The sequence below is a fragment of the Terrabacter sp. R4-6 genome, from assembly GCF_057529065.1.
The window spans coordinates 4,159,959-4,183,834 of record NZ_CP197224.1; the positions used below are offsets into that span (position 1 = coordinate 4,159,959).

The 23,876-nt window shown below is 71.6% G+C and carries 23 protein-coding genes; 15 read left to right on the plus strand and 8 right to left on the minus strand.

Annotated features, from left to right (window positions below; genetic code table 11):
• Positions 1-37 precede the first annotated feature (37 nt).
• Together ACSSS0_RS19285 and ACSSS0_RS19290 are read right to left on the minus strand one after the other, a co-directional pair.
• Positions 38-592, minus strand: coding sequence for a universal stress protein (locus ACSSS0_RS19285; RefSeq protein WP_487229261.1), 555 nt, complete (start codon positions 590-592; stop codon positions 38-40).
• Complete coding sequence (locus ACSSS0_RS19290; protein WP_435986394.1) at positions 589-2,052, minus strand: MFS transporter; 1,464 nt, start codon at positions 2,050-2,052, stop codon at positions 589-591. Before ACSSS0_RS19290 ends, ACSSS0_RS19285 begins: the two co-directional genes overlap by 4 nt.
• A gap of 230 nt (positions 2,053-2,282) precedes the next feature.
• Between ACSSS0_RS19290 and ACSSS0_RS19295 the strand changes: the two genes are divergently transcribed.
• The 3 genes from ACSSS0_RS19295 to ACSSS0_RS19305 all read left to right on the plus strand — a co-directional run bounded on the left by ACSSS0_RS19295 (position 2,283) and on the right by ACSSS0_RS19305 (position 5,570).
• Entirely contained in the window at positions 2,283-2,720 is a 438-nt protein-coding gene (locus tag ACSSS0_RS19295) for a ChaB family protein (RefSeq protein WP_435986393.1), read from the plus strand.
• Positions 2,721-2,922: 202 nt separating this feature from the next.
• The gene (locus tag ACSSS0_RS19300; RefSeq protein WP_487229262.1) at positions 2,923-4,470 is read left to right on the plus strand and encodes a S8 family serine peptidase; all 1,548 of its coding nucleotides are present in this window, start codon (positions 2,923-2,925) and stop codon (positions 4,468-4,470) included.
• Between the two features lie 176 nt (positions 4,471-4,646).
• Entirely contained in the window at positions 4,647-5,570 is a 924-nt protein-coding gene (locus ACSSS0_RS19305) for a universal stress protein (protein ID WP_435986391.1), read from the plus strand.
• 29 nt (positions 5,571-5,599) lie between these two features.
• Here the strand turns inward: ACSSS0_RS19305 and ACSSS0_RS19310 are convergent, their stop codons facing one another.
• Positions 5,600-6,034, minus strand: coding sequence for an SRPBCC domain-containing protein (locus ACSSS0_RS19310; RefSeq protein WP_487229263.1), 435 nt, complete (start codon positions 6,032-6,034; stop codon positions 5,600-5,602).
• Positions 6,035-6,164: 130 nt separating this feature from the next.
• Here ACSSS0_RS19310 and ACSSS0_RS19315 point away from each other — a divergent pair, with 130 nt between their 5' ends.
• A complete protein-coding gene (locus ACSSS0_RS19315) occupies positions 6,165-6,545 on the plus strand; it encodes a VOC family protein (RefSeq protein ID WP_487229264.1) in 381 nt (126 codons plus the stop codon).
• Positions 6,546-6,624: 79 nt separating this feature from the next.
• On the opposite strand, the gene ACSSS0_RS19320 is transcribed toward ACSSS0_RS19315, so the two are convergent.
• The 3 genes from ACSSS0_RS19320 to ACSSS0_RS19330 form a co-directional block, all read right to left on the minus strand.
• Positions 6,625-9,051 (minus strand): Tex family protein, encoded by a 2,427-nt coding sequence (locus ACSSS0_RS19320; RefSeq protein WP_487229265.1) that lies wholly within the window; start codon positions 9,049-9,051, stop codon positions 6,625-6,627.
• Between the two features lie 62 nt (positions 9,052-9,113).
• Positions 9,114-9,893 (minus strand): FadR/GntR family transcriptional regulator, encoded by a 780-nt coding sequence (locus tag ACSSS0_RS19325; RefSeq protein ID WP_435986387.1) that lies wholly within the window; start codon positions 9,891-9,893, stop codon positions 9,114-9,116.
• A complete protein-coding gene (locus ACSSS0_RS19330) occupies positions 9,886-11,316 on the minus strand; it encodes an amidase (protein WP_435986386.1) in 1,431 nt (476 codons plus the stop codon). The genes ACSSS0_RS19325 and ACSSS0_RS19330 overlap by 8 nt, the downstream gene beginning before the upstream one ends.
• Positions 11,317-11,508: 192 nt before the next feature.
• On the opposite strand from ACSSS0_RS19330, the gene ACSSS0_RS19335 reads away from it, so the two are divergent.
• From ACSSS0_RS19335 to arfC, 11 genes are all read left to right on the plus strand, one after another.
• Entirely contained in the window at positions 11,509-12,564 is a 1,056-nt protein-coding gene (locus tag ACSSS0_RS19335) for an isocitrate/isopropylmalate dehydrogenase family protein (RefSeq protein WP_435986385.1), read from the plus strand.
• Positions 12,561-14,090 carry an ABC transporter substrate-binding protein gene (locus ACSSS0_RS19340; protein ID WP_487229266.1) on the plus strand — a complete coding sequence of 510 codons (1,530 nt, stop codon included), beginning with the start codon at positions 12,561-12,563 and terminating at the stop codon, positions 14,088-14,090. The genes ACSSS0_RS19335 and ACSSS0_RS19340 overlap by 4 nt, the downstream gene beginning before the upstream one ends.
• Positions 14,091-14,189: 99 nt before the next feature.
• Positions 14,190-15,137, plus strand: a complete 948-nt coding sequence (locus ACSSS0_RS19345) for an ABC transporter permease (RefSeq protein WP_435986383.1) — start codon at positions 14,190-14,192, stop codon at positions 15,135-15,137.
• Positions 15,137-16,045 (plus strand): ABC transporter permease, encoded by a 909-nt coding sequence (locus ACSSS0_RS19350; RefSeq protein ID WP_435986382.1) that lies wholly within the window; start codon positions 15,137-15,139, stop codon positions 16,043-16,045. The genes ACSSS0_RS19345 and ACSSS0_RS19350 overlap by 1 nt, the downstream gene beginning before the upstream one ends.
• Complete coding sequence (locus tag ACSSS0_RS19355) at positions 16,042-17,064, plus strand: ABC transporter ATP-binding protein (RefSeq protein ID WP_487229267.1); 1,023 nt, start codon at positions 16,042-16,044, stop codon at positions 17,062-17,064. The genes ACSSS0_RS19350 and ACSSS0_RS19355 overlap by 4 nt, the downstream gene beginning before the upstream one ends.
• The gene (locus ACSSS0_RS19360) at positions 17,061-17,891 is read left to right on the plus strand and encodes an ATP-binding cassette domain-containing protein (protein WP_487229268.1); all 831 of its coding nucleotides are present in this window, start codon (positions 17,061-17,063) and stop codon (positions 17,889-17,891) included. Before ACSSS0_RS19355 ends, ACSSS0_RS19360 begins: the two co-directional genes overlap by 4 nt.
• Entirely contained in the window at positions 17,888-19,354 is a 1,467-nt protein-coding gene (locus ACSSS0_RS19365) for an aldehyde dehydrogenase family protein (RefSeq protein ID WP_487229269.1), read from the plus strand. The genes ACSSS0_RS19360 and ACSSS0_RS19365 overlap by 4 nt, the downstream gene beginning before the upstream one ends.
• An 85-nt stretch (positions 19,355-19,439) precedes the next feature.
• Positions 19,440-20,192 carry an SDR family NAD(P)-dependent oxidoreductase gene (locus tag ACSSS0_RS19370; RefSeq protein ID WP_487231227.1) on the plus strand — a complete coding sequence of 251 codons (753 nt, stop codon included), beginning with the start codon at positions 19,440-19,442 and terminating at the stop codon, positions 20,190-20,192.
• 80 nt (positions 20,193-20,272) lie between these two features.
• On the plus strand, positions 20,273-20,707 hold the full coding sequence (locus ACSSS0_RS19375; RefSeq protein WP_487229270.1) for a hypothetical protein: 435 nt from the start codon (positions 20,273-20,275) through the stop codon (positions 20,705-20,707).
• A gap of 124 nt (positions 20,708-20,831) precedes the next feature.
• Positions 20,832-21,113 (plus strand): channel accessory protein ArfB, encoded by a 282-nt coding sequence (gene arfB / locus ACSSS0_RS19380; RefSeq protein WP_487229271.1) that lies wholly within the window; start codon positions 20,832-20,834, stop codon positions 21,111-21,113.
• Positions 21,110-21,985 (plus strand): channel accessory protein ArfC, encoded by an 876-nt coding sequence (gene arfC, locus ACSSS0_RS19385; protein WP_487229272.1) that lies wholly within the window; start codon positions 21,110-21,112, stop codon positions 21,983-21,985. The genes arfB and arfC overlap by 4 nt, the downstream gene beginning before the upstream one ends.
• A gap of 40 nt (positions 21,986-22,025) precedes the next feature.
• On the opposite strand, the gene ACSSS0_RS19390 is transcribed toward arfC, so the two are convergent.
• Positions 22,026-22,790 (minus strand): hypothetical protein, encoded by a 765-nt coding sequence (locus ACSSS0_RS19390; RefSeq protein ID WP_487229273.1) that lies wholly within the window; start codon positions 22,788-22,790, stop codon positions 22,026-22,028.
• A gap of 149 nt (positions 22,791-22,939) precedes the next feature.
• A complete protein-coding gene (locus ACSSS0_RS19395) occupies positions 22,940-23,590 on the minus strand; it encodes a DUF6318 family protein (protein ID WP_487229274.1) in 651 nt (216 codons plus the stop codon).
• Between the last annotated feature and the right edge of the window lie 286 nt (positions 23,591-23,876).

Here is a 23,876-nt window from a genome sequence, read left to right on the forward strand (position 1 = left end):
CCACACGGCATACGGCCGCGTGGGGGTGACGAAGACGTCAGCCCGAGGGCGGGCGCTGGAAGCCCGGGCGACCGGCCGTGCCGGCGGCACGCTCGACCGAGCGGCCGAAGCGTCCTGCCGCGGCCCCGAGAGGACTCGACCCACGGTCGCCGAGCGCGGGCGGCACGACGACGACGGGGCAGTGGGAGGCGCGCACGAGGCGGCTTCCGAGCCAGCGGGCGCCCACCTCGGTGGAGTGGCCGGCGTCGATGACGACGAGGTCGGCGCCGCGGCTCTCCTCGACGAGGACGGCGCGGCGCTTGCCCGCCACGACGCGCGTCTCGACGAGGTTGTCGCGGCCGAGGACGTGCGCGACGTCCTCGGCCAGGCGCGACTGCTCGGCCGACAGCGCGCTGTCGTCGGAGACGACCGACGGCACGCGGCCGCCGGTCGCCGTCTCGGGGGCGTGCGGGCGCCAGGCCCTGACGGCCACGACGCGGCCACCGCGCAGCGCGGCCTGCTCGACGGCCCACCGAAGGGCGCCGGGGGAGCCGCTCGTCGGGCTCACACCGACGACGATGGTGTGCTCGCGCCCGAGGTCCGCGACATTCATACCCTGACCCCCGACTCCTCCGAGACCTTGCTCAGCGGGTCGGCGACGTCCTCGAGGGACTTCTGCTCGGCGTCGATCCCGATCGCCAGGGCCACGGCCCCGCCGATGATCATGATCACCGCACCGGCGACGTAGCCCCACGTGAGCGGGCCGCGGTCCGTGCCCTCGCCGATGAGCACGCCGTAGAGCACGGGCGCGACGGCGCCGGCGCACTGGGCGACGACGAAGAAGTAGCTGATCGCCTGGCCGCGCACCTCCAGCGGGAAGATCTCGCTGACGGTGAGGTAGGCCGCGGACGCGCCGGCCGACGCGAAGAAGAACGACACGCACCAGAAGATCGTGTGCGTCGTCGCGGTGAGGATCTCGGCGTGGAACGCCCAGGCCGACACGAGCAGGACGAGGCCCGCGATCGTGTAGGTGCTGAAGATCATCTTGCGGCGCCCGATGGTGTCGAAGAGATGACCGAGCAGCAGCGGCCCGAGCAGGTTGCCGGCCGCGAACGGCAGGAAGTAGAGCGACGTCTGGGCCTTGCTGATGCCGTAGAAGTTCGTCAGGACCAGCGCGTACGTGAAGAAGATCGCGTTGTAGAGGAAGCTCTGCGTCACCATCATCGTCAGGCCGAGCACCGTGCGGCGACCGTAGCGGCGCACGAAGACGTCCCACAGCACCTTCGGCCCCATGCGGTCCTCGGCCTTGACGAGGATCGCCTTGCTGTCATCGACCTCCGGGATGTCGCCGCCCTCGCGACGCACCCGCTCCTCGATCTCGTCGACCGTGCGCTCGGCCTCCTCTGCGCGACCGTGCGTCAGGAGCCACCGCGGGCTCTCCGGGATGTGCCGGCGCAGCCAGATGATCGACAGGCCGAGGATCGGGCCGATGAAGAACGCCAGACGCCAGCCGACGTTTTCGGCGACGTTGTCGGGGTTGAGCAGGTAGAGGTTGGCGAGCGCACCGAAGAACGCGCCGAACCAGTACGTCCCGTTGATCGCGATGTCGACCCGGCCTCGGAAGCGGGACGGGATCAGCTCGTCGATCGCCGAGTTGATGGCGGTGTACTCGCCGCCGATGCCCATGCCGGCGACGAACCGGCAGACCCACAGGAACCACATGTTCGGCGAGAGGCCTGCGAGACCCGACCCGACCAGGTAGATGACGAGGGTCATGATGAACAGCTTGCGGCGCCCGAGGCGGTCGGTCAGGCGACCGAACGTCAGCGCTCCGACCACCTGGCCGATGAGGTAGACGGTGCCCGTCAGCCCGACCTGCGCGGCGGACATGCCGAGCGTCTTCTGGAAGCCCGACTCGGACACGATCTGGATCTCGAGTCCGTCGAGGATCCACGACACCCCGAGTCCGAGAACGACCGACCAGTGGAACTTCGTCCACGGAAGCCGGTCCATGCGGGCGGGCACCAGACTCCTGATGGCACCGTCCGTGCGTTGTGCGACAGCCTCGCTCATCCCATCTCCTTCGATCCGAATCGCAGTGAACCGTCGGGTAGGGCGCGCGGCGCCGCGTCCTCACCGCGGGAGGTCGTACCCCGGGCCGGGGCGCGACGAACGTGCTTCGTGACGGTTTGTCCCGGTGCGCTCCCGTGGTGCGTATGCCGTGGGGTGCCCTGACGCACTCCGGCTGGGTACGTCACGGGCGAGGGCACCGACGCCCCCCTCGACAGCGCAGGAGGAACGACATGCCGGGCAAGAAGCGATCGAGCGCCAGCACGGACCTGCCCTCGACCCTCGAGCGGTCCTCGAAGAAGGCGCAGGAGACGTGGCTCGCGACGCACGACGCCGCGGTCGAGCAGTACGGGGAGGGCGAGCGTGCCCACCGCACGGCGTTCGCCTCTCTCAAGCACTCCTTCGAGAAGGTCGGCGACCACTGGGAGGAGAAGGCCGAGAAAGGCCCGAGCGACCCCCAGGCCGAACGGCGAGGGGCCGAGGCGCGCGCCCACCGGGACGACGGCGACTCCGCCGGGGGTGTCGACGTCAACGCCTCGAAGCGGCACCTCTACGACATCGCGAGACGCCTCGAGGTCCCGGGCCGCTCGAGCATGAGCAAGGACGAGCTCGTCGAGGCGATCCAACGCGCCAACGACCGCGCCACGGCGGCAGCCCGCGACTCCGGCTGACGAGTCCGCCACTCCCACGGGAGGATTCGCCCGACGGGGCCCTTATGGCCTGAATCGGTCCCAGCGATCTCCGAGCGGACTCACAGGCTCCGGCGAAGAGCCGTGCCGGCGACTCGACGGCCCTAGCGTGGACAACTGGGCCGCCACAGGAGTCGGCCCGGAGCGGCGGGACGCACACGCCGCCGCCGCGGAGGAGAGAGCCATGTCCGTGTCACGAAGGGGTGGATCTCGGGGAACTGCAGTACTCGGGGCGGTCGCGGTCGTCGCGGCCGCCGCCCTCGCAACCGGGGTGGCGTCGGCCGACGCCTCCACGACCGGTGCGAGCTCGACCTATCTGGTCGTCTACAGGGAGAAGACCTCCACGAACGGCGCCGGGAGCGCCGTCACCGCAGCGGGCGGCCAGGTCGTCGCGACCTACGCCCCCATCAGCGTCGTCGTCGCACGGTCGGCCAGCCCCGACTTCGCCGCGAAGATGCGCAACGTCAAGGGTGTCGAGGGCGCCGTCGCCACGACGAGGTTCGCCAGCGCGATCGACGGTGGAGCGGTCTCGGGCGACAGCGCGGACGACTCGACGACGACCCAGACCACCCAGAACGGCGCCGGGCTCCCGGGCCTCGCCGACTCGCTGTCAGGCCTGCAGTGGGACATGACCCAGATCAAGGTCGGCGAGGCCCACGCCGTCAGCACCGGTGACCCCTCGATCCTCGTCGGGGACATCGACACCGGCCTCGACTACACGCATCCCGACCTCGCACCGAACGTCGACTCCGCCGCGAGCGCCAACTGCGTCAGCGGGGCGGCGGTGCCCGGCGCTGCGGCCGCGGCCGACGACAACGGCCACGGCACGCACACGGCCGGCACGATCGCCGCAGCCGCGAACGGCCTCGGCATCGTCGGTGTCGCACCGAGCGTCAGGATCGCCGGCATCAAGGCAGGCAATGCTGCCGGCTTCTTCTTCCCCGAGGCCGTCGTCTGCTCGTTCATGTGGGCGGCCGACCACGGCGTCGACGTCACGAACAACAGCTACTTCGCCGACCCGTGGCTCTTCAACTGCCGCAACGACGCCGAGCAGCGAGCCATCTGGACCGCCGAGCGTCGCGCCATCAAGTACGCCCAGAACAAGGGCGTGCTCGTCGTCGCGGCCGAGGGCAACCAGGCCGACGACTTGTCGCACCCGACCCAGGACGCGACGAGCCCCGACGACTCGACCCCGGTCCTCCGCGACATCAGCAACGCGTGCGCCGTCGTGCCGACCGAGGTGCCCGGCGTCGTGGGCGTCAGCGCCACCGGGAACAAGCAGATGAAGTCGTTCTACTCGTCCTACGGCATCTCGGAGGTGGACGTCGCAGCACCCGGCGGCGACTCCGTCCTGCAGCTGACGCCGGCCGCTCCCAACGGACGGGTCCTCTCGACGTGGCCCGCCTCCGTGCTCACCGTGACGTGCCTCCCGGCACGACGCGTCGTCGACGCGAGCGGAGCGGCCTACTGCTACCAGCAGGGCACCTCCATGGCGTCACCCCACGCGGCAGGCGTGGCAGCCCTCGTCGCCAGCGTCACCGGCAAGACGGGAGGGGCGCTGTCCGCGGCGCTGCAGGACGCTGTCAACCCGATGCCGTGCCCGACGGACGTCTCGATGTACGCCTTCTACCCGGCGGTCGACGGGGGAGCGCCGCAGACCTGCGAGGGCACGCTGACGCAGAACAGCTGGTTCGGGGCGGGTGAGGTCGACGCGCTGAAGGCCGTCGGCTGACCCACCACGTCTGCCGCCGGGCCGGGGCGCATGACCCGGCCCGGCGGCATACGCCCTCGGGGGGCGCGTCCCCCTGTCTGAGTGGTCACAAAGGACCGACGGGCCGCGGGCCGGGCGGGACGATGGAGGTGGACGGAGCAGAGGCCCGGCCATGCGAACGAGAGAAGGGGAGCACCATGAACGGCCCGGTGCGGACCACGAACGGGATCGTCGTCGCCTACGACGGTTCGGCATCATCACAGCTCGCGCTCGAGTGGGCCGCGGAGACGGCTCGGCAGCAGGGCAAGCACCTGACCCTCATGCACAGCGTCAACCTGGCCTCCACCCCGGCGTTCCCGGCGATGGACCTCTCGGAGATCGAGCCCTCGCTCGAGCACGCCGCCAAGGCGATCGTCGACGAGGGCGCGGTCCGGGCCGGCGCCACGCTGGACGCGTCCCAGGTGACGACGCAGTACTGGCTCGGCAGCCCGGCCGCCCAGCTCGTCGAGATGTCCAGGGACGCCGACCTCGTCGTCGTCGGCAGCCGCGGCCGCGGACGCCTGCTGGCCGGCCTGCTCGGCTCGACGTCGTATGCCGTCGCCGCGCACGCGCACTGCCCCGTCGTCGTCGTGCGCGGACCCGAGGGCAAGGCACCCGACGACGTCCCCGCCCCGCCTCGACCGGGCCGCGGACACGACGTCGTCGTCGGCATCGACGACTCGGACGCGTCGATGCGCGCCGTCGATGCCGCCGTCGAGGTCGCCGAGCGGGAGCACGCCGTGCTCCACATCGTCCGCGTCGCCCACTCGCGCTCGATGGAGGCATGGACGTACGTGGAGACCGCCAAGGGCGGCACCGAGGAGACCCACGCGATCCGCGACCACGCCGAGCAGTCGGTGCTGCGCGCGGCCGAGCGCGTGCGCGCGCGCAACCCCAAGGTCATCGTGACGACCGAGGTGCTCTACGGCGACCCTGGCCAGTCCCTCGCCGACCTGGGCGCCACGGCAGGGCTCATCGTCGTCGGCTCGCGCGGGCACGGCGGGTTCACGGGCATGCTGCTCGGCTCGGTCAGCCATCGCGCCATCCATGACGCGGCCTGCCCCGTCATGGTCGTCCGCTGAGCGTCCCCGCTGAGCTCCGGGCGTCCGTCTCAGGCGTCCAGGGCCTGCGCGAAACGGCCGAGCGCGTCGTCCCAACGCGACTTGTCGCCTGCGCCGTCCTCGGCGATGCCCTCGCCCTCGTGGTACAGGTCGACGCGGGTGCGGTCGCCGTCGGGCTTGAGCTGGAGGTCGACGATGCTGAGGGGGCCGTCCTCGTGCGGGTGCCACGACACGCGGACCTGCTCCATCGGGTGGTAGCTGCGCACGACGCCGTGCGGGCCGTCCGCGCTGTGCCACGACTCGCCCTTGTTGCCGAGCGTGACGCCGGGGCCGAGCAGGGCCTCGGTGCCGCGGGCACTGATGAGGTGCTGCCACACCCGGTCGACGGGCGCCTCGACGGTCAGCGTCGAGTGCACGCCCGCGGGAGATCCCTCGAGCTCGGCATCCTCTGCGTTCTCGGGGATCGACTGCGTTGAACTGCTCATGGGCACCTCCGGGTCTACGGACCGGCCCCCTGATGGGCCGGACCCACCACAGACAGTCGACCAAAGACTGGCGCCGATGACAATGGGTCAAGGGCCCCTCTTCGGTCCCGTCCGGGCCTAGCCTCGGGGGATGATCGACCACTTCGGGATCAACTGCTCCGACTTCGAGGCCAGCGCCCGCTTCTACGACGAGGTGCTCGGCGTGCTCGGCTACAGCCGCCAGATGGACGTCGGCGTGGCCATCGGCTACGGGACCGAGGGGCACCCCGACTTCTGGATCAGCCGCTGGTCGGGCACCGAGCCCAACCGCGAGATGCACTGTGCCTTCCAGGCGGACGGCGTCGAGGCCGTGCGAGCCTTCCACGCCAAGGGGCTCGAGCTCGGGGTGGAGTCGCTGCACGAGCCGCGGCTGTGGCCGGAGTACCACCCCGGCTACTACGGCGCCTTCGTCCGCGACCCCGACGGCAACAACGTCGAGGCCGTCTTCCACCGCGCCGGACCCGACGCGTGACGCGCCGCGCCTGACACGCTGCGTCTCACCCACGCTGCGTGTGACGCGCGACGCGCCCACCCGGCGCCCGGTCCGGCGCTCAGCCGGTGAAGCCGGCGCGGCGCAGGGCGTCGGCCATGGCGCTGTCGGCCGGGGCCTCGTCCCTGCGGGGGCGGGTGCCCTGACCGGCCTGACCCTGACCACGGCCCTGGCCACCACGGCCTTGGCCGCCGCGACCCTGTCCGCTGCCGCCCCCGTCGCCGCGCGGCTGTCCGCTGCCCCCTTGCCCGCCGCGCCCCTGCCCGCTGCGCTCCCGCGGCGCGCCCGGGGTCACCTCGTCGTCGAGGCGCAGGGTCAGCGAGATCCGCTTGCGGGGCACGTCGACGTCGAGCACCTTGACCATGACGACGTCGCCGGACTTGACGACGTCGTGCGGGTCGCGGACGAAGCTCTTCGACAGGGCCGAGACGTGGGCCAGGCCGTCCTGGTGGACACCGATGTCGATGAACGCGCCGAAGGCCGCGACGTTGGTCACGACGCCCTCGAGGGTCATGCCGGGCCGGAGGTGCTTGATCTCCTCGACGCCCTCCTTGAAGGTCGCCGTCCTGAACGTCGGTCTCGGGTCGCGGCCGGGCTTGTCGAGCTCGCTGATGATGTCGGTGACGGTCGGCAGGCCGAACGTGTCGTCGACGTAGTCCGCGGGTCGGATCGACTGCAGCGCAACGGTGTTGCCGATGATTGACGTCAGCTTCTGCCCGGTCGACTCGAGCATCCGACGCACGACGGGGTAGGCCTCGGGGTGCACGGCGGACGCGTCGAGCGGGTCGTCGCCGCCGGGGATGCGGAGGAAGCCGGCCGCCTGCTCGAAGGCCTTGGGCCCGAGGCGCGGCACGTCCTTGAGGGCCTTCCGCGTGCGGAACGGGCCGGTGGCGTCGCGGTGCGCCACGATGCTCTCGGCGAGCCCGGGCGTGATGCCCGAGACGCGGGTGAGCAGGGGAGCCGAGGCGGTGTTGACGTCGACGCCCACGGCGTTGACGCAGTCCTCGACGACCGCGTCGAGCGAGCGCGAGAGGGCCGTCTGGCTGATGTCGTGCTGGTACTGCCCGACGCCGATCGACTTCGGGTCGATCTTGACGAGCTCGGCGAGCGGGTCCTGGAGGCGACGGGCGATCGACACGGCTCCGCGCAGCGACACGTCCATCCCGGGCAGCTCCTGCGAGGCGAACGCCGACGCGGAGTAGACCGAGGCGCCGGCCTCGGAGACGACCGCCGACGTCAGCTGCAGCTCGGGGTGTGCCTTGATGAGGTCGGCCGCCAGGCGGTCGGTCTCCCGCGACGCGGTGCCGTTGCCGATGGCGATGAGGTCGACCGAGTGCTCCTCGGCGAGCCGCGCGAGGGTCGCGAGCGAGCGGTCCCACTGGTGCTGCGGGACGTGGGGGTAGATGACCTCGGTCGCGACGACCCTGCCGGTCCCGTCGACGACGGCGACCTTGACGCCGGTGCGGAAGCCCGGGTCGAGGCCCATCGTGGCCCGGGCACCGGCGGGGGCGGCGAGCAGCAAGTCGCGCAGGTTGGCGGCGAACACGCGTACGGCCTCCTCCTCGGCGGCGCGACGCAGCTGCATCCGGGCGTCGATGCCGAGGTGGACGAGGATCTTCGTGCGCCAGGCCCAGCGGACGGTGTCGGCGAGCCACTGGTCGGCCGGCCGCCCGGCGTTCTCGATGCCGAAGCGGTGGGCGATCGCCCGTTCGTATGCCGTCGGGCCGGGCTGCTGCTCGGCCGCCGGGTCCTCGGGGTGGATCTCGAGCGAGAGGACGTCCTCCTTCTCGCCCCGGAAGAGCGCGAGGATGCGGTGGGACGGCAGCTTCGACAGCGGCTCGGAGAAGTCGAAGTAGTCGGAGAACTTGGCGCCCTCCTCCTCCTTGCCGGAGCGGACGCGCGAGCCGACGTGGCCCTGCTTCCAGACGCGCTCGCGCAGGTCGCCGATGAGGTCGGCGTCCTCGGCGAACCGCTCGACGAGGATGGCGCGCGCCCCGTCGAGGGCAGCGGCTGCGTCGGCGACCTCGCGGTCGGTGTCGACGAACCGCGCCGCAGCCTGGGCCGGGTCGGTGCCCGGCTCGCCGAGCAGCAGCTCGGCGAGCGGCTCGAGGCCGGCCTCCCTGGCGATCTGGGCCTTGGTCCGTCGCTTGGGCTTGAACGGGAGGTAGATGTCCTCGAGGCGCGCCTTGGTCTCGGCGGCGAGGATCTGCGCGCGCAGTGTGTCGTCGAGCTTGCCCTGCTCGTCGACGGAGGCGAGCACGGCTGCGCGCCGCTCCTCGAGCTCGCGGAGGTAGCCGAGGCGCTCCTCGAGGGTGCGCAGCTGGGCGTCGTCGAGGCCGCCCGTCACCTCCTTGCGGTAGCGCGCCACGAAGGGGACGGTCGATCCGCCGTCGAGCAGGCCCACGGCCGCGGTCACCTGTCCGTCGCGGACGCCGAGCTCCTCTGCGATGCGACGTTCGATGGACTGCACCTTCACCTGCACGCTCACGGGGGCTGAACTCCTTGACGTCGACGACACACCGAGCCCCGCATTCTGCCGTGCGGGCCCCGTCAGTCGTCGAGCAGGGCCTCGAGGGCGACGCGCTCGGCCTTGGGGACGTAGCTCGCGTAGTAGTCGTAGAGGCTGTGGAGCGAGGCCCGACCCGCCTCGGGACCGTCGCCGGCGCGGATCGCGGCGAGCACCTGCTCGTGGTGGCCGAGCGAGCGCTTCATGAGCGCCTGAGCGTTGCGGGCGTGGGCGATCTTGTCGGAGATGAGGGAGAGCACCGTGTCGCGGACGACGGAGTTGCACACCTGAATGAGGGTGTTGCCGCTCGCGCGGGCGATCGCCTCGTGGAAGGCGAAGTCGGCCTCGCTGAACGAGCCGTAGCCGCCCTCGACGGCTGCGCGCATCTGCTCGATGGCGGCGTCCATCTCGGCGAGCTGGGCCTCGGTGCGCAGCACGGCGGCGAGCCGGTTGGCGGTCGAGTCGAGCATCATCCTCGACACGAGCAGCTGCGAGAGCGACAGCCCGTCGGCGCGAGCGAGGCGGCGCATCTGCTTGGTCAGGCCGCCGGTCGTGAAGGGCATGATCTCGGGGCCGTTCGGGTCGCCGGCCCGTGAGCGCACGACGCCGTTGCTCTCGAGCACCCGGAGGGCCTCGCGGACGGTGGCGCGGCTCGTGCCGAACTGCACGACGAGCTCGCGCTCGCTCGGCAGCCGCTGGCCGGGGCGCAGCTCGCCTCGCGCGATGGCCTCCTCGACCTGCTCGACGATGCGCTCGTAGAGCCGGACCGAGCGCACCGGCTCGAAGCCGGTCGTGGCCGCTGGGGTCACCGGGGCGTCAGGCACGTGCTGCTCCTGTCTGGGGGATGGGCCACCGGGGTGTCGCCGCCTCGCTGCGGTGTCGCTCGTACCAGTCGACGGCGCGGAGCACACCGACGTCGTCGAAGCGACGTCCGGACACCTGCAGGCCGATGGTCCGCCCGTCGGCGGTAAAGCCGCAGTTGACGGACGCGGCCGGCTGGCCGGACATGTTGTAGGGCGCCGTGAAGCCGATGTGCGCCATGCCCTTGTCGTCCTCGCCCCACGGCATCGGCCACTCGGCGGAGAAGGCCGTGACCGGGGCGACGGGAGACAGGACGAGGTCGAAGGCCTCAGTGGCCGCGACCGTCGCCTGCTGGAGCTGCATGATGCTCGCGTAGTCGCGCAGGACGGAGCGCCCGTCGACGTCGCGTACCGCGAGCACCCACCGCTGGATGAACGGGAGGACGCGATCGCGGGCCTCCGGCGACAGGGCGTCGAAGTCGGTCAGCGACCGCACCCGCCAGAACTCGTCGAGGTCGCGCAGCATCTGGGGCGTCATGAAGGGCCCGAGGGGCGCCACGTCGGCACCGGCTGCGGCGAAGACCTCGGCGGCCGCCTCGACGGCGGCGTGCACCTCGCGGTCGAGCGGCAGCCCGCACCCGGCGTCGAGCTGGAGACCGACCCTCAGCCCGCTGACGTCGAGCGGCTCGGCCGGCAGCACGGTGCCGAGGTCGACAGGGGGGAGGCTCGTCCAGTCACGCGCGTCAGGTCGGCTGATGACCGAGAGCAGGAGCGCCGCGTCTCCGGCCGAGCGGGTGAGGGGTCCCGCCACGCGTCCGAGGTAGGGGGTGTCGAGGGGCACGCGACCCGCGCTGGGCTTCAGCGTCGTCAGGCCGAGCCACGTGCCGGGCAGGCGGATCGAGCCGCCGATGTCGGTGCCGACGTGGAGCGGCCCGTAGCCACCCGCGGCCGCGGCACCGGCGCCCGAGCTCGAGCCGCCCGTCGTCAGGGTGGGGTCCCACGGGGAGCGTGTGATGCCGTGCAGGCTCGACACGCCGGAGCTGAGCATGCCCCAGTCCGGCATGACGGTGGAGCCGAGGATGACGCCGCCGGACTCCTCGACACGCTCGACGACGGGGCTGCTGCGGGTCGGCACGACCGGCTCGACACCGGCGTTGCCTGCAGGCATCGGCACGCCGGCGCGCCCGAGGTTCTCCTTGACCGTCACCGGGACGCCGTCGATGGGACCCGCGGGTTCCGCTCTGCGCCAACGTTCCTCACTCGCACGTGCCGCAGTCGCGGCGGCCTCCAGGTCGAGGTGCCAGAAGGCGTTGAGCTCGGGCTCACGGGCCTCGATGACGTCGGCGACGTCGTGCAGCACTTCGACGGGGGAGAGGTCTCGCGATGCGTACGCGGCGACGAGCTCGGTGGCGGTGAGACCGGCCGGTCGGCCAGACGGGTGCGGCATGGACGTCCTTCCGCGTCGGACGGCCCTCGGGCCGCCTGGTCCGCCGGACGAGGTCTTGACATCCGGCCTGATGAGGGCAACGGTACCTCTCACGGCGAGAAAGTCCACTGGTCAGACCAGTGAACATCGCGGACCGGCGACGATGACGACGTCGGACCCTCCACGAACGACCTGCCCCGGACAAGGAGAGCCATGACGGTGCGACTCGCAGCGATCCCGGGCGACGGTGTCGGTCCCGAGGTCGTCGCCGCCACCCTCCCGGTGCTGAACGCAGCACTCGAGAGCCACGGCGAGCGTCTCGAGGTCACCGAGCTCGACTGGGGCGCAGACCGGTTCCTCCGTGAGGGAGCCGCGATGCCGGCCGACGGCGCGGACATCGTGCGCCGCCACGACGCCGTCCTCTTCGGCGCGGTGGGACGTCCCGACGTGCCCGACCACGAGCTCGTCTGGGGCCTCATCATCGGCCTGCGCCAGCAGCTCGACCTCGCCGTCAACGTGCGACCCGTGCGCGCCTTCGAGGGCGTGCCGAGCCGCGTCCGCGACGTCGAGGGCGTCGACCTCGTCATCGTCCGCGAGAACACCGAGGGCGAGTACGTCGGCGCCGGTGGCCTCGCCCATGCCGGTACCGGCCACGACCTCGGCATCGAGGTGGCCGTCCACTCGAGGCGCGTCATCGAGCGGGCCGCCGAGCACGCGTACGGACTCGCGGAGCAGCGGCGCGGTCGCCTCTCCCTCGTGACGAAGTCCAACGCCATGCGCCACGGCTACCCGCTCTGGGACGCCGTCGTGCGCGAGGTGGGAGAGCGGCACCCCGACGTCGAGCTCGAGATCGTGCTCGTCGACGCCATGGCAGCCCGGCTCGTCCAGCACCCCCACTCGCTCGACGTGCTCCTCGCCGGCAACCTCTTCGGCGACATCCTCAGCGACCTCGCGGCCGTGCTCGCCGGTGGCATGGGGATGGCGCCCAGCGCCAACGTGTTGCCCGGCGGCACGGTGCCGGGTATCTACGAGCCGGTGCACGGCTCCGCGCCGGACATCGCCGGACGCGGCATCGCCAACCCCACGGCCTGCCTGCTCTCCGGGGCCATGCTCCTCGACGACCTCGGCCACACCGGACCCGCGAAAGCGGTCCGCGCGGCCCTGGCCGCGACCCTCCGCTCAGCACACCACCACACCCCCGACCTCGGCGGCACTGCGAGCACCTCGCAGCTGGCCGCAGCGGTCCTGCACGAGATGGAGTCACGATGAAGCCCACCCGCATCGGCACGGCGGCGTCCGCGGCGCTGCTCCTCGTCCTCACGGCGGCCTGTTCCGCGGGCTCCGGCTCATCGGGCTCCGGCGGCACCGGGGGAGGGGGCGGCGGCGGTGCTGACACCTCGCTCACGGTCGGGCTCGTCGCCGAGCCCGTCAGCCTCGACTTCACGACGAAGGACGGCGCGGCCATCCCGCAGGCCCTCCTCGACAACGTCTACGAGACCCTCGTGACCGTCGACCAGGAGGGTGAGCTCAAGCCCTCGCTCGCGAAGTCGTGGAAGGTCTCCGACGACGGCAAGACGTACACGTTCGACCTCGTCGACAACGCGAAGTTCACCGACGGCCAGCCCTTCACCGCCAAGGACGCCGTCTACTCGATCAACCGCGTCAAGACGGACTGGACCGTCTCGCTCAAGGCGGCCATGGACGTCGTCCAGGACGCCAAGGCGCTGAGCGACACCCAGCTCCAGGTGACCCTGAGCAAGCCGAGCAACAACTGGCTCTACCGGATGTCGACGCGCGTCGGCGCCATGATGACCGAGACGGCCGTGGCAGACCTCGCCACCAAGCCCGTCGGCACCGGCCCGTTCGTCTTCGAGCAGTGGCGCCGGGGCGACTCGATCAGCCTCAAGGCCAACCCCGCCTACTGGGGCACGAAGCCCTACTTCCAGCAGGTCACCCTCAAGTACTTCAAGGACCCGACGGCCCTCAACAACGCGCTGCTGACGAAGACGATCGACGTCATCGGGACGGTGCAGGCACCCGAGTCGCTGGCGCAGTTCCAGGGCAATGACGCGTACCAGATCATCGAGGGGACGACCAACGGCGAGGTGCTGCTGTCGTTCAACAACGGCAAGGCTCCCTTCAACGACCTCAAGGTCCGCCAGGCGGCGCGCTACGCCATCGACCACAAGGCGCTGATGGACACCTGCTGGGCCGGCCGCGGCACGCTCGTCGGCAGCATGGTCCCGCCGACGGACCCGTGGTACGAGGACCTCACCGGCCTCTACCCCCACGACGTCGCCAAGGCGAAGTCTCTTCTGTCGCAGACGAACGCCGCCGCGACGCCCGTGCGCCTGCGCATCCCGTCCCTGCCGTATGCCGTGTCGTGCGGTCAGGTGGTCAAGAGCCAGCTCGAGCAGGCAGGCTTCAAGGTCACCCTCGACCAGCTCGAGTTCCCGGCCGTGTGGCTCTCGACCGTCTTCACCGACGCCGACTACGAGATGTCGATCGTCGCGCACGTCGAGCCCCGGGACCTGCCGGCCGTCTTCGGCGACCCGAAGTACTACACGCGCTACGACAACAAGCAGCTGCAGTCGGACCTGGCCGCCGCCGACTCCGGCACGCCGGAGGAGCAGGTGACGCTCATGAAGAAGGCGGCCAAGGAGCTGTCCGAGGACGCAGCCGGGGACGTGCTCTTCGTCCTGCCGAACCTCATCGTCGCCGAGAAGGGCATCACCGGGCTGCCGAAGAACGCGATCACGGAGTCGTTCGAGCTCGCCCCGCTGGCCCGGTCGTGACCGTCGGGGACCGGCCGGTGGCTGCTCGACCGGGCCGGCCGGTCCCGCACGACCCGGTGGCCGTCCGCGGCCGACCCGCCTGACCCAGGACAGGACATCATGCTGCTCCAGATCCTCAGACGCACGGCGACCCTCGTCGCGAGCCTCGTCGTCAGCTCCATGCTCGTCTTCGTCTTCATGGCGCTGCTGCCCGGCGACCCGGCCCGGGTCGCCCTGGGCGTCAACGCCTCCGAGGCGTCGGTCGCGCAGCTGCGTCAGGAGTTCGGTCTCGACAGGCCGCTCGTGAGCCAGTACCTCTCGTGGATGGGCGGGTTCGTCAGGTTCGACCTCGGGACGAGCTACGTCTCCCAGGCCGAGATCGCCCCGCAGATCCTGGACCGGCTCCAGGTGACGTTGTGGCTCGTCGTGTGCGCCATGGTGCTCGCCCTCGTCATCGCCGTGCCCTTCGGCACGGTCATGGCGCTGCGGCACCGCAGGCCGAGCGGCCTCGTGCTCTCGGCGCTCTCGCAGGTGGGTGTGGCCGTGCCCGCGTTCCTCGCCGGCATCCTGCTCATCACGGTCTTCGCCGTGAAGCTCCAGTGGCTGCCCGCCAACGGCTGGACCCCACCCAGCGAGGACCCCGTGCAGTTCGTGCGCCAGCTCATCCTGCCGGTGCTCGCCCTCGGGCTCGTCCAGGGTGCGGTCCTCACCCGCTACGTGCGCAGCGCGGTCCTCGACGTCCAGCGCGAGGACTACATCCGCACGGCACGTGCCAAGGGGCTCGGGCCCTCCCGGGCGCTGCGACGGCACGGTTTCCGCAACGCGGCCATCCCCGTCGTCACGGTCCTGGCGCTCCAGCTCGCGACCCTGCTCATCGGGGCCGTCGTCGTCGAGCGCGTCTTCGTCATCCCCGGTCTCGGCAGCCTGCTGCTCGACCAGGTCGCCAACCGGGACCTCATCTTCGTGCAGGACATCGTCATGCTCCTCGTCCTCGCCGTCCTCCTCGTCAACTTCGTCGTCGACCTGCTCTACCTCGTCATCGACCCGAGACTGAAGGTGGCCACCTGATGAGCGCAGACCTGACGCCCCGTCCCGCCGACGCGGCCGTCGCCCCACTCGGGGCGCCGCCCGGGCCGCCCGGGGCGCCGCCGACGCGGCGTCGGCCCGGTGCCAGCTTCTTCGTCGGGGCAGCGATCGTCGGCGTCGTCGCGCTCATGGCGCTCGTATCGTTCGTGTGGACGCCGCACGACCCGACCTTCGTCGACGCGTCCGCTCGGCTGCGCCCCATCGGCGACCCCGACTACCTTCTCGGCACGGACAAGCTCGGCCGCGACGTGCTGAGCCAGATCCTCGTCGGCGCCCGGACGACGCTCTTCGTGGGGCTCGTCGCCGTCGGGGTCGCCGGGCTCGTCGGGGTGCCGCTCGGCATCGTCGCCGCGATGGCCCCGGCCAGGATCGGTGAGCCGCTCATGCGCGGCATCGACCTCCTCCTCGCCTTCCCGGCACTGCTGCTCGCCATCATGTTCAGCGCGGTCTACGGCGGCAGCACCCTCGTGGCCATGGTCGCGATCGGTATCGCGTCGGTGCCGAGCTTCGTGCGAGTGGTCCGCAGCGGCTCGCTGCAGGTCATGAGCACCGAGTACGTCCTGGCGGCACGGGCAGCCGGGCGCGGCCCCTGGGCGATCGGCGTGCACCACGTGCTGCCGAACGTCAACGGCCTCGTCATCGTGCAGGCGTCGGTGTCCTTCGCCATCGCGGTCCTCGCGGAGGCCGCGCTGTCGTTCCTCGGCTTCGGCACCCCGCCGCCGACGCCGAGCTGGGGCCGGATGCTCCAGGAGAGCCAGGAGCTGCTCTTCGCGGCTCCGCGCCTGGCCATCGTGCCCGGTGTCGCGATCGCGCTGGCCGTGCTCGGCTTCAACCTGCTCGGCGACGGTCTCCGCGACCACTACGACCCCCGGATGGAGGACCGTCGATGAGCGCCCCTGCAGCACAGACCCGCTCGGTCGAGGTCCCGACGTCGCGCGTGCTCGACGTGCAGGGGCTCGACGTGCGGCTCGGACGCTTCCAGCTGCTCCACGACGTGACCTTCAGCATCGACCGTGGGGAGCGGGTCGGCCTCATCGGCGAGTCGGGCTCCGGGAAGTCGCTGACGAGCCTCGCACTGCTCGGCCTGCTCCCGGACGACGCGCGCGTGGGCGGCTCGATCCGCCTGGCCGGTGTCGGATACGACCTCGTCGGGGCGCGCGAGCGCGACCTGGCCGCGGTGCGCGGCCGCGACGTCGCCATGGTCTTCCAGGAGCCGATGACGGCCCTCAACCCGACGATGCGCGTGGGGGACCAGGTGGCCGAGGTGATCACGGTCCACGCGGGCCGGACCGGGCCGGACCGGCGCGCCGCCCGCGCACGTGCCGTGGAGCTCCTCGACCAGGTGGGCCTGCCCGACCCCGGGGAGGCGGCGAAGGCATACCCCCACCAGCTGTCGGGCGGGCAGCGCCAGCGCGTCGTCCTCGCGATCGCCCTGGCCAACGACCCGGCGCTGCTCGTCTGCGACGAGCCGACCACGGCTCTCGACGTCACCGTCCAGGCGAGGGTCCTCGACCTCATCGTGAAGGGCGTGGCCGCGCGCGACGCCGCGATGCTCTTCATCACCCACGACCTCTCCGTCGTCGCGACCGTGTGCGAGCGCGTCCTCGTCATGTACGGCGGTCGCGTCGTCGAGGCCGGGCCCGTGACGGACGTCTTCCGACGGCCGCGCCACCGTTACACGCAGGGACTGCTCGCCGCGTCCGACCTCGACTCCGCCGCCCCGGGCGGTCGCCTGCCGACGATCCGGGGCACGGTCCCCTCGGCGGGGTCCTTCCCCGACGGCTGCGTCTTCCGCAGCCGGTGCGACCACGCGACCGACGAGTGCGCGACCGAGCCCCCGTGGACCGGCCCCGACCCGGGTGACGGGTTCGCCTGCCACCACCCCGCCGACGAGGAGCGTGCGTCATGACGACCCCCGCGATCAGCGTGCGCGACCTGCGCCGTGACTACCGGCGGCCACGATCCTCGCTGCGCAGCCCCGGGCCGGTCGTCGAGGCCCTCAAGGGCGTGTCGTTCGAGGTGGCGCCCGGGGAGCGCTTCGGCATCGTCGGCGAGTCCGGCTGCGGCAAGTCGACGCTCATGCGCCTGCTCGCCGGACTCGACCAGCCGACGAGCGGGGAGGTGCAGGTCGAGGGGCGCACCGTCTCCGGGCTACCCGAGAAGCAGCTCGGCTTCCTGCGCTCGAGCCTCCAGCTCGTCTTCCAGGACCCCATGGGCTCGCTCGACCCGAGGATGCGGGTCCGCAACATCATCGCGGAACCCCTGGTGGCCCAGGGTCTCCCGAACCGGAAGGCCCGCGTCGCCGAGCTGCTCGAGGCCGTCGGTCTCGGCCCCGAGGCGGGCGACCGCTTCCCCCACCAGTTCTCGGGCGGTCAGCGCCAGCGCATCTCGATCGCGCGGGCCCTCGCACCGAAGCCGTCCATCCTGCTCGCCGACGAGCCGGTCAGCGCCCTCGACGTGTCGGTGCGCGCGCAGGTGCTCAACCTCATCACCGACCTCGTCGGCGACCTCGGGCTCACCCTGGTCTTCGTCTCGCACGACCTGTCCGTCGTGCGTCACGTGTGCGAGCGGGTGGTGGTCATGTGCGACGGCGAGATCGTCGAGACCGGGCCGACGCAGCAGATCTTCGACGACCCCCAGCACCCCTACACCCAGCGCCTCCTGCGGGCGGCGCCCAGCATGCGCCGCGCCCTCGCCGGGGCCGGCGCGGCCGACCTCCTCGGAGACGCATCGTGACGACGTACACCCCTGAGCACCCTGCAGGCCTGCCCGTCGGCGACGGCTGGGTCGCCGTCGACGAGACGGCGACGGTGACCTTCCCCTTCACCGGTGAGGCAGTCGCGGAAGCGCCCGTCGGCACGAGCGACGTTGCCGCACGAGCGATTGCGTATGCCGCTGACGTCCGTGAGCAGATGGGCTCGCTCCCGTCGCACGTCCGCCGCGCCGCCCTCGCCGAGACGCACCGCATCCTGTCGGAGCGGCGCGACGACGTGGAGCGGCTCCTCGTGCTCGAGACCGGCAAGCCGCTCGTCGACTGCCGGGTCGAGGTCGACCGCACCCTGCTGACGCTGGTGACCGCCGCCGAGGAGGTCGCCCGTCTGCACGGCGAGACGGTGCCCCTCGACCTGCTGCCGAGCGGCGAGGGACTCATCGGCTTCTGGGTGCGCAAGCCCGTCGGGGTCGTCGTCGGGATCGCCGGCTTCAACTACCCCCTGCTCCTCGCAGTCCACAAGCTCGCTCCTGCCCTCGCGGCGGGCTGCCCGGTCGTCGTCAAACCGGCCCCGCAGACGCCGCTCGCGACGTTGTGGCTCGTGCACGTGCTGAGGGAGTCCCTGGCCGCGGCCGGCGGACCCCGGGCCGGCATCCAGCTCGTCACCGGCGGGGTGGAGGTCGGCGTCGCCCTGACGACCGACACGCGCGTCGCTGCGGTCTCGTTCACCGGCTCGGCCTCGGTCGGGCACCGGATCGCGCGAGATGCCGCGCCGACGAAGGTGCTCCTCGAGCTCGGCTCCAACGCGGCGCTCGTCGTGGCCGCCGACGCGGACCTCGACGCGGCCGCCGACGCCGTCGTGCGAGGTGGCTACTACGCGTCCGGCCAGGCCTGCATCAGCGTGCAGCGCGTCGTCGTCGTCGAGTCCGCACGGGAGGGCTTCCTCGCCGCCCTGTCGGCACGGATCGGCCAGGTCGTCGTCGGCGACCCGCGCGACGAGGCCACCCGCGTCTCGGCCCTCATCGACCCGAGGTCCACCGAGCGCGTCGTCGAGTGGGTGCGCGCGGCCCGCGACGCCGGGGGCACTCTCGTGCACGGAGGCGGCATACGGGACGGGGTCATCGAGCCCACGGTGCTGCTCGACGTCCCCGACGGGCAGCTCGCCTGGGACGAGGAGGTCTTCGGGCCGGTCGTCGTCGTGCGCTCGGTGCCCGACCTCGACGCCGCCATCGACGTCGTCAACCGCTCGCGCTACGGACTGCACGCGAGCGTCTTCACCGAGGGGCTCGGTTCGGCCTTCGCGGCGATCGACCGCATCGAGGCCGGCGGCGTCGTCGTCAACGAGGTGCCGGGCTTCCGGTCCGACGTCATGCCGTACGGCGGGGTCAAGGACAGCGGCGTGGGCCGCGAGGGGCCCCGTTTCGCCATCGAGGAGCTGACCGTGACCCGGATGGCGATCATCCGCCCGTCAGCACGCACGAGGAAGTGACCAGATGACCCAGACGACCGACACGACGACCGACACGACGACCGACACGACGACCGACCCGACCGGGCGCCCGGACTACTCGAGGATGTTCCGGCTCGACGGACGGCGCGCGGTCGTCGTCGGCGCCGGCAGCGGCATCGGCAGGGAGAGCGCCCTGGCGCTCGCCGCCCACGGCGCGGACGTCGTCTGTGCCGACCGCGACCTCGCCGCCGCCGAGGAGACGGTGGCCCTGGGAGCCGGCACGGAGGCGTACGAGCTCGACGTGACCGACGGCGACGCCGTGAGCCGCGCCGCAGCGGACCTGGGCGACGTCGACGTGCTCGTCTTCACCGCCGCCACCAACGTGCGGAAGCGGCTGCTCGACTACACACCCGAGGAGTTCGACCGGGTCGTCGGGCTCAACCTGCGCGCCTCCTTCGACCTCGTGCGGGCCTTCGGTGCGGGCATGGCCGAGCGGGGACGCGGGAGCATCGTCGGGTTCAGCTCCATCCGTGCGGTGACGGTCGAGCCGGGGCAGGGCGTCTACGCGGCCACCAAGGCCGGGCTCGTGCAGCTGCTGCGGACGGCGGCCGTCGAGCTGGGTCAGCAGGGCGTGCGCGTCAACGCCATCGCCCCCGGCATCGTCGACACACCCCTCACGGCGCAGATCCGCTCGGTACCGGAGTGGTCCGAGGCGTACGCGAGCAAGAGTGCCCTGGGACGCTGGTCACGGCCGGACGAGCTCGTCGGGGCCGTCGTCTACCTGGCCTCGGACGCGTCGTCGTTCGTCACCGGGAGCCAGCTCTTCGTCGACGGCGGCTGGACCGTCATCGACGGCCGGTACACGCCTCCGACCTGACGTGCTGTGAGGCTCCCGGCGGGCTCGGGGGCTGTGGACGACGCCGGTCGACTGTCACCGGTCGCGGCCATGCTCGTGGCATGCGCTTCGACGAGCTACCGCGAGACTGGGCCCAGCGACCCATCACCGACCCCGACGTCTTCGAGGGGGTCGTCGACCTCATCGTCACCGAGCAGACGAGGTCCGACGGAGCGACCTACCTGCTCCTAATGCACCCCAACGGGCGGCTGCTCCAGCCGATCTGCCTGCCCGACGAGCCGCGCCGCGTCGACGTCGGCCAGGTCCTCGAGGGAGTCGGCCTGCTGCTCGCCGAGGTGGCGCGCCATGACGTGCACGACGTCGTCATGGTGATCGCCCGCCCCGGCCGGGCCACGCCCACCCCGCGCGACCACGACCTGCGCGCAGCCTTCGAAGGCGCCTGCCGCACGGCTGGGTTCACCCTGCACGCCGTCGCGATCGCGGCCCCGGAAGCCGTTGCGGTGCTGCCGCCGCAGGGTGACTGCGCCGCGGCCTGAGACGGGCACGTAGGGCGCCACCTCGTGGGGAAGATGCCGTGGCGTTCCCTGCGTCGTCGGGGGTGGGCGAGGTAGCGTCCAAGCCGTGGTCGCGACCGCGCGACGCCCGACCCGTGGAGGACCGATGGCCCAGCAGGCCCACAGCAGTGGGAAGACCGTGACGCGCTCGTACCGCACCGGTGTCGGTGGCACCTGGTGGGCGGCTCTCGTCGTCGTGACCGTGCTGCTCGGCTTCCTCGGTCGTAGCGACAGCGGCTTCTGGAGCGGCTTCCTGTGGAGCATCGTCGGCTTCGTCGTGGGGTCGCTCGTCGCCATCGCGGTGGCCGGACGGCTCGTGCCGGCGCGCTCCGAGGACGAGGCGTTCGCCGATCTCGGCGCCGCGAGCGGTTCGGAGGTCACGCGATGAAGTGGCTGCTCCTCGTGCTGGCGTTCGTCCTCGGTGCGGCGATCACGTGGTTCCTCACCGTCAGGCGCGCGAGCCGGACGGTCCAGGCAGGCACGGGCGCGGGTGCATCGCCTGCCGCTGCAGCGAGCGAGCAGGCCGGCGCCGGCGTGCAGGCTGACGCCGACCCCACGGGGCCTGAGCTCACGCCGGTGGTCTCCCCGGGCGAGCCGGTGACGGGTGCCGTGGGCATCGCCGGAGGCGCCGACCTCGCCGCCGCGGCCGGTGCAGGGGCCATGGCCGCCGAGACGACCGAAGCCGCTCCGGATGCTGGTTCGCGGGACGAGGCGGACGACGTCGCCGCGGCCGCGGGGGCGGACGCCGACGAGGCGGATGACGCGGACGGGACCGGATTCGGTGGGGCCCACACGCCGCTCTCCGAGCCTCGAGGTGCGGCGGAGTCGTGGGACCGTGACGCACAGGACGAGGATGCGCTGCTGACCGAGGATTCGACGGAGCGGGACGAGGCCGCGCCTGTCGTCGACGCGACCCCGAACGGTGATGGGGTCGCAGACGCCGCGCCTGTCGTCGACGCGACCCCGAACGGTGACGTGGCCGGCGTCGGTGAGCCGGTCGTGGTGGCAGCACTCGACGAGGCGGTCGAGGCCGACGACGCGGCGTCCAGCGCGCACGAGGTGCCGGACGTGGGGCTGAGCCCCGAGGACGACCTCGACGCGGACGTGTCGGTGGAGCCGGCCGACGGCGTCGTGCCCGTCGCGGACGCGACCCCGAGTGGCGACGTGGCAGGCGTCGGCGGGTCGCGGGCACGGCCGACGCAGGGCGAGCTCACCTTCGACGAGCCCGAGGAGTCCGTCCCCCCGGAGGACCAACCCTGACCCGGCTCCCTCTCGCTCGCACGCGACCGCTGGGAAGGGGTCAGTGGTTGACGAGCACGCCCTTCGCCTCCCGCACCGTGACCGTCGTCGACGGGCCGGGAACGGTCACCGTCGAGGGGATCTCGTCCCAGGTCGACCCGTCGAGGCTGAAGTCGGCCCCGAACGTGGTGTCGACGCGAACGGGATACTCACCCTTGGCGCGATAGAGGTGCGTGATGTCTCCGTCCGGGTAGACACCACCGGTCGACGTGGTGGGGCCGGTGCTCGATCCGTCGCCGAAGACGTAGGTGAAACCGACCAGCTTCGGACGGATCTGGACCGGGATCCCTCGCAGCACGGACCGGTCGACCTCGCCCGGCTGGAAGCCCTGCGACGTCCAGTTCACCCGGTAGAAGGTGCGGAGGTTGACGAGGGTCGTGTTGCCGGCCGGCTGGCTGGAGATCTGCGGCTTCGACCACGGCGTCCGCATGAACGCTGCCTTGAGGTCAGCCATCGTCAACGTCGGCCGGGCGCCCGGTGCGACGTCGGACGCGCAGGTGAGGCCGCGGGCGCGCCAGGGCTCGGTCACCTCGCCGGCCGTCATGGTGCGTCGCCAGATACGAAGAAGGGGGCCGAGCTCGCCTTCAGGACAGTCGCGCAGCGCGTGAGCGCACGAAACCTGCTCGGTCATGGATTCCGGCTTTGCCTGTGGACAGTCATTGAGAGACACGTACTCGTACACGGGGGCATTCTTGGGCCTGTCAACGATCGGGCCGCCTTTATCCCCAGGGAACTGTTCGAGGGCCAGCACCTCATCTCGGGTCATCAGCCCGATTGTGACTGCGTCGGGATCGGTCTCGCACTCGTGAAAGATGTCAATCGTGCACGGCTGATCGTCCGCTGTAGCAGGCAGTGCCACTGCAAGCGGACTAGCCAACAAGGCCATCGCGCACGTCGGGATCCATCGCAAGGGCCTCACTTTGCGACCTGCAGTCGCTGGACCACCCAATGCTTGTCGAAGGTCAAGGTCGCGAGGAAGATGCCCTGCCCTTCCTTCGTCTGCTCCACCTTGTTGTCGCTTTGATCGATGACAGGTACGGAATGCTGCGTCACGAAGATCTGGACCACGGCCTTTGTCGGCGTGTAAGTGTTCGCTGGCGCCCCGTCGACGCTTATCGAGACGCCTTTGTGCCGGTGACCCTTGTCTTTTAGGTCCTTGGCACCAGCCAGAAATGCTGAGCACGTCTTGCAGTCGGCTCCCGCCAGCGCTGTCAGCGCCGTTGGGTCAGCGGTCGTGAAAGCTTGGTTGACCTGTTCCATGTAGAAGCGTGCGAAGGCCTCGGCCCCATCCTGTGTATGGGGGCGGGCGGCGGCGGGGATCTTGGCGATGACGGGGTCGACCGAGCCAGTTGGACTGGGTGCCGTCGACGTGGTGGTCGTGGGGGCTGCGGAGCTGGGGACGGCCGAGGTCGACGGGGGAGTCGTCACCGCGGGAGCCGGGTCGCCGCCCGTGCACGCACCGAGCGTCGCGAGCGCGACGGGGGCGACGGCATACGCCAGGAGCGAGCGGTGTCGGTGCGGGCGTGCGGCGGCGGTCATCGGCGTCCCCTGTCGATCGTCGATCATCGTGCGGTTGTGTCGTGTGAGGTGCGTTTCGCACCCTTCGTTCCTCGACGGCAACCTACGACGATCGTGCCGCACCCGCACGCCGAGGCCGATCCGTCATCCACAGGCACCCCGGGTGCGCAGTGCCCGGGTGCTCGGGTGACAATGGTGGCGATTCGCTGCCGTCAGGGGCCGTTCGACGCTGCGATTACTGGGGTCTCACCGGCGACACACCCACGAGTTCGGAGCATGGGCGACCGGCAGGTAACCTTTTCGCGGTCCTGCGCGCACCTCCACGCGCGCAGTA

Coding starts and splice junctions, on each gene's coding strand:
- ACSSS0_RS19285 (WP_487229261.1), bottom strand. CDS start 592: ATGAATGTCGCGGACCTCGGGCGCGAGCACACCATCGTCGTCGGTGTG.
- ACSSS0_RS19290 (WP_435986394.1), bottom strand. CDS start 2,052: ATGAGCGAGGCTGTCGCACAACGCACGGACGGTGCCATCAGGAGTCTG.
- ACSSS0_RS19295 (WP_435986393.1), top strand. CDS start 2,283: ATGCCGGGCAAGAAGCGATCGAGCGCCAGCACGGACCTGCCCTCGACC.
- ACSSS0_RS19300 (WP_487229262.1), top strand. CDS start 2,923: ATGTCCGTGTCACGAAGGGGTGGATCTCGGGGAACTGCAGTACTCGGG.
- ACSSS0_RS19305 (WP_435986391.1), top strand. CDS start 4,647: ATGAACGGCCCGGTGCGGACCACGAACGGGATCGTCGTCGCCTACGAC.
- ACSSS0_RS19310 (WP_487229263.1), bottom strand. CDS start 6,034: ATGAGCAGTTCAACGCAGTCGATCCCCGAGAACGCAGAGGATGCCGAG.
- ACSSS0_RS19315 (WP_487229264.1), top strand. CDS start 6,165: ATGATCGACCACTTCGGGATCAACTGCTCCGACTTCGAGGCCAGCGCC.
- ACSSS0_RS19330 (WP_435986386.1), bottom strand. CDS start 11,316: ATGCCGCACCCGTCTGGCCGACCGGCCGGTCTCACCGCCACCGAGCTC.
- ACSSS0_RS19335 (WP_435986385.1), top strand. CDS start 11,509: ATGACGGTGCGACTCGCAGCGATCCCGGGCGACGGTGTCGGTCCCGAG.
- ACSSS0_RS19340 (WP_487229266.1), top strand. CDS start 12,561: ATGAAGCCCACCCGCATCGGCACGGCGGCGTCCGCGGCGCTGCTCCTC.
- ACSSS0_RS19345 (WP_435986383.1), top strand. CDS start 14,190: ATGCTGCTCCAGATCCTCAGACGCACGGCGACCCTCGTCGCGAGCCTC.
- ACSSS0_RS19350 (WP_435986382.1), top strand. CDS start 15,137: ATGAGCGCAGACCTGACGCCCCGTCCCGCCGACGCGGCCGTCGCCCCA.
- ACSSS0_RS19355 (WP_487229267.1), top strand. CDS start 16,042: ATGAGCGCCCCTGCAGCACAGACCCGCTCGGTCGAGGTCCCGACGTCG.
- ACSSS0_RS19360 (WP_487229268.1), top strand. CDS start 17,061: ATGACGACCCCCGCGATCAGCGTGCGCGACCTGCGCCGTGACTACCGG.
- ACSSS0_RS19370 (WP_487231227.1), top strand. CDS start 19,440: ATGTTCCGGCTCGACGGACGGCGCGCGGTCGTCGTCGGCGCCGGCAGC.
- ACSSS0_RS19375 (WP_487229270.1), top strand. CDS start 20,273: ATGCGCTTCGACGAGCTACCGCGAGACTGGGCCCAGCGACCCATCACC.
- arfB (WP_487229271.1), top strand. CDS start 20,832: ATGGCCCAGCAGGCCCACAGCAGTGGGAAGACCGTGACGCGCTCGTAC.
- arfC (WP_487229272.1), top strand. CDS start 21,110: ATGAAGTGGCTGCTCCTCGTGCTGGCGTTCGTCCTCGGTGCGGCGATC.
- ACSSS0_RS19390 (WP_487229273.1), bottom strand. CDS start 22,790: ATGACCCGAGATGAGGTGCTGGCCCTCGAACAGTTCCCTGGGGATAAA.
- ACSSS0_RS19395 (WP_487229274.1), bottom strand. CDS start 23,590: ATGATCGACGATCGACAGGGGACGCCGATGACCGCCGCCGCACGCCCG.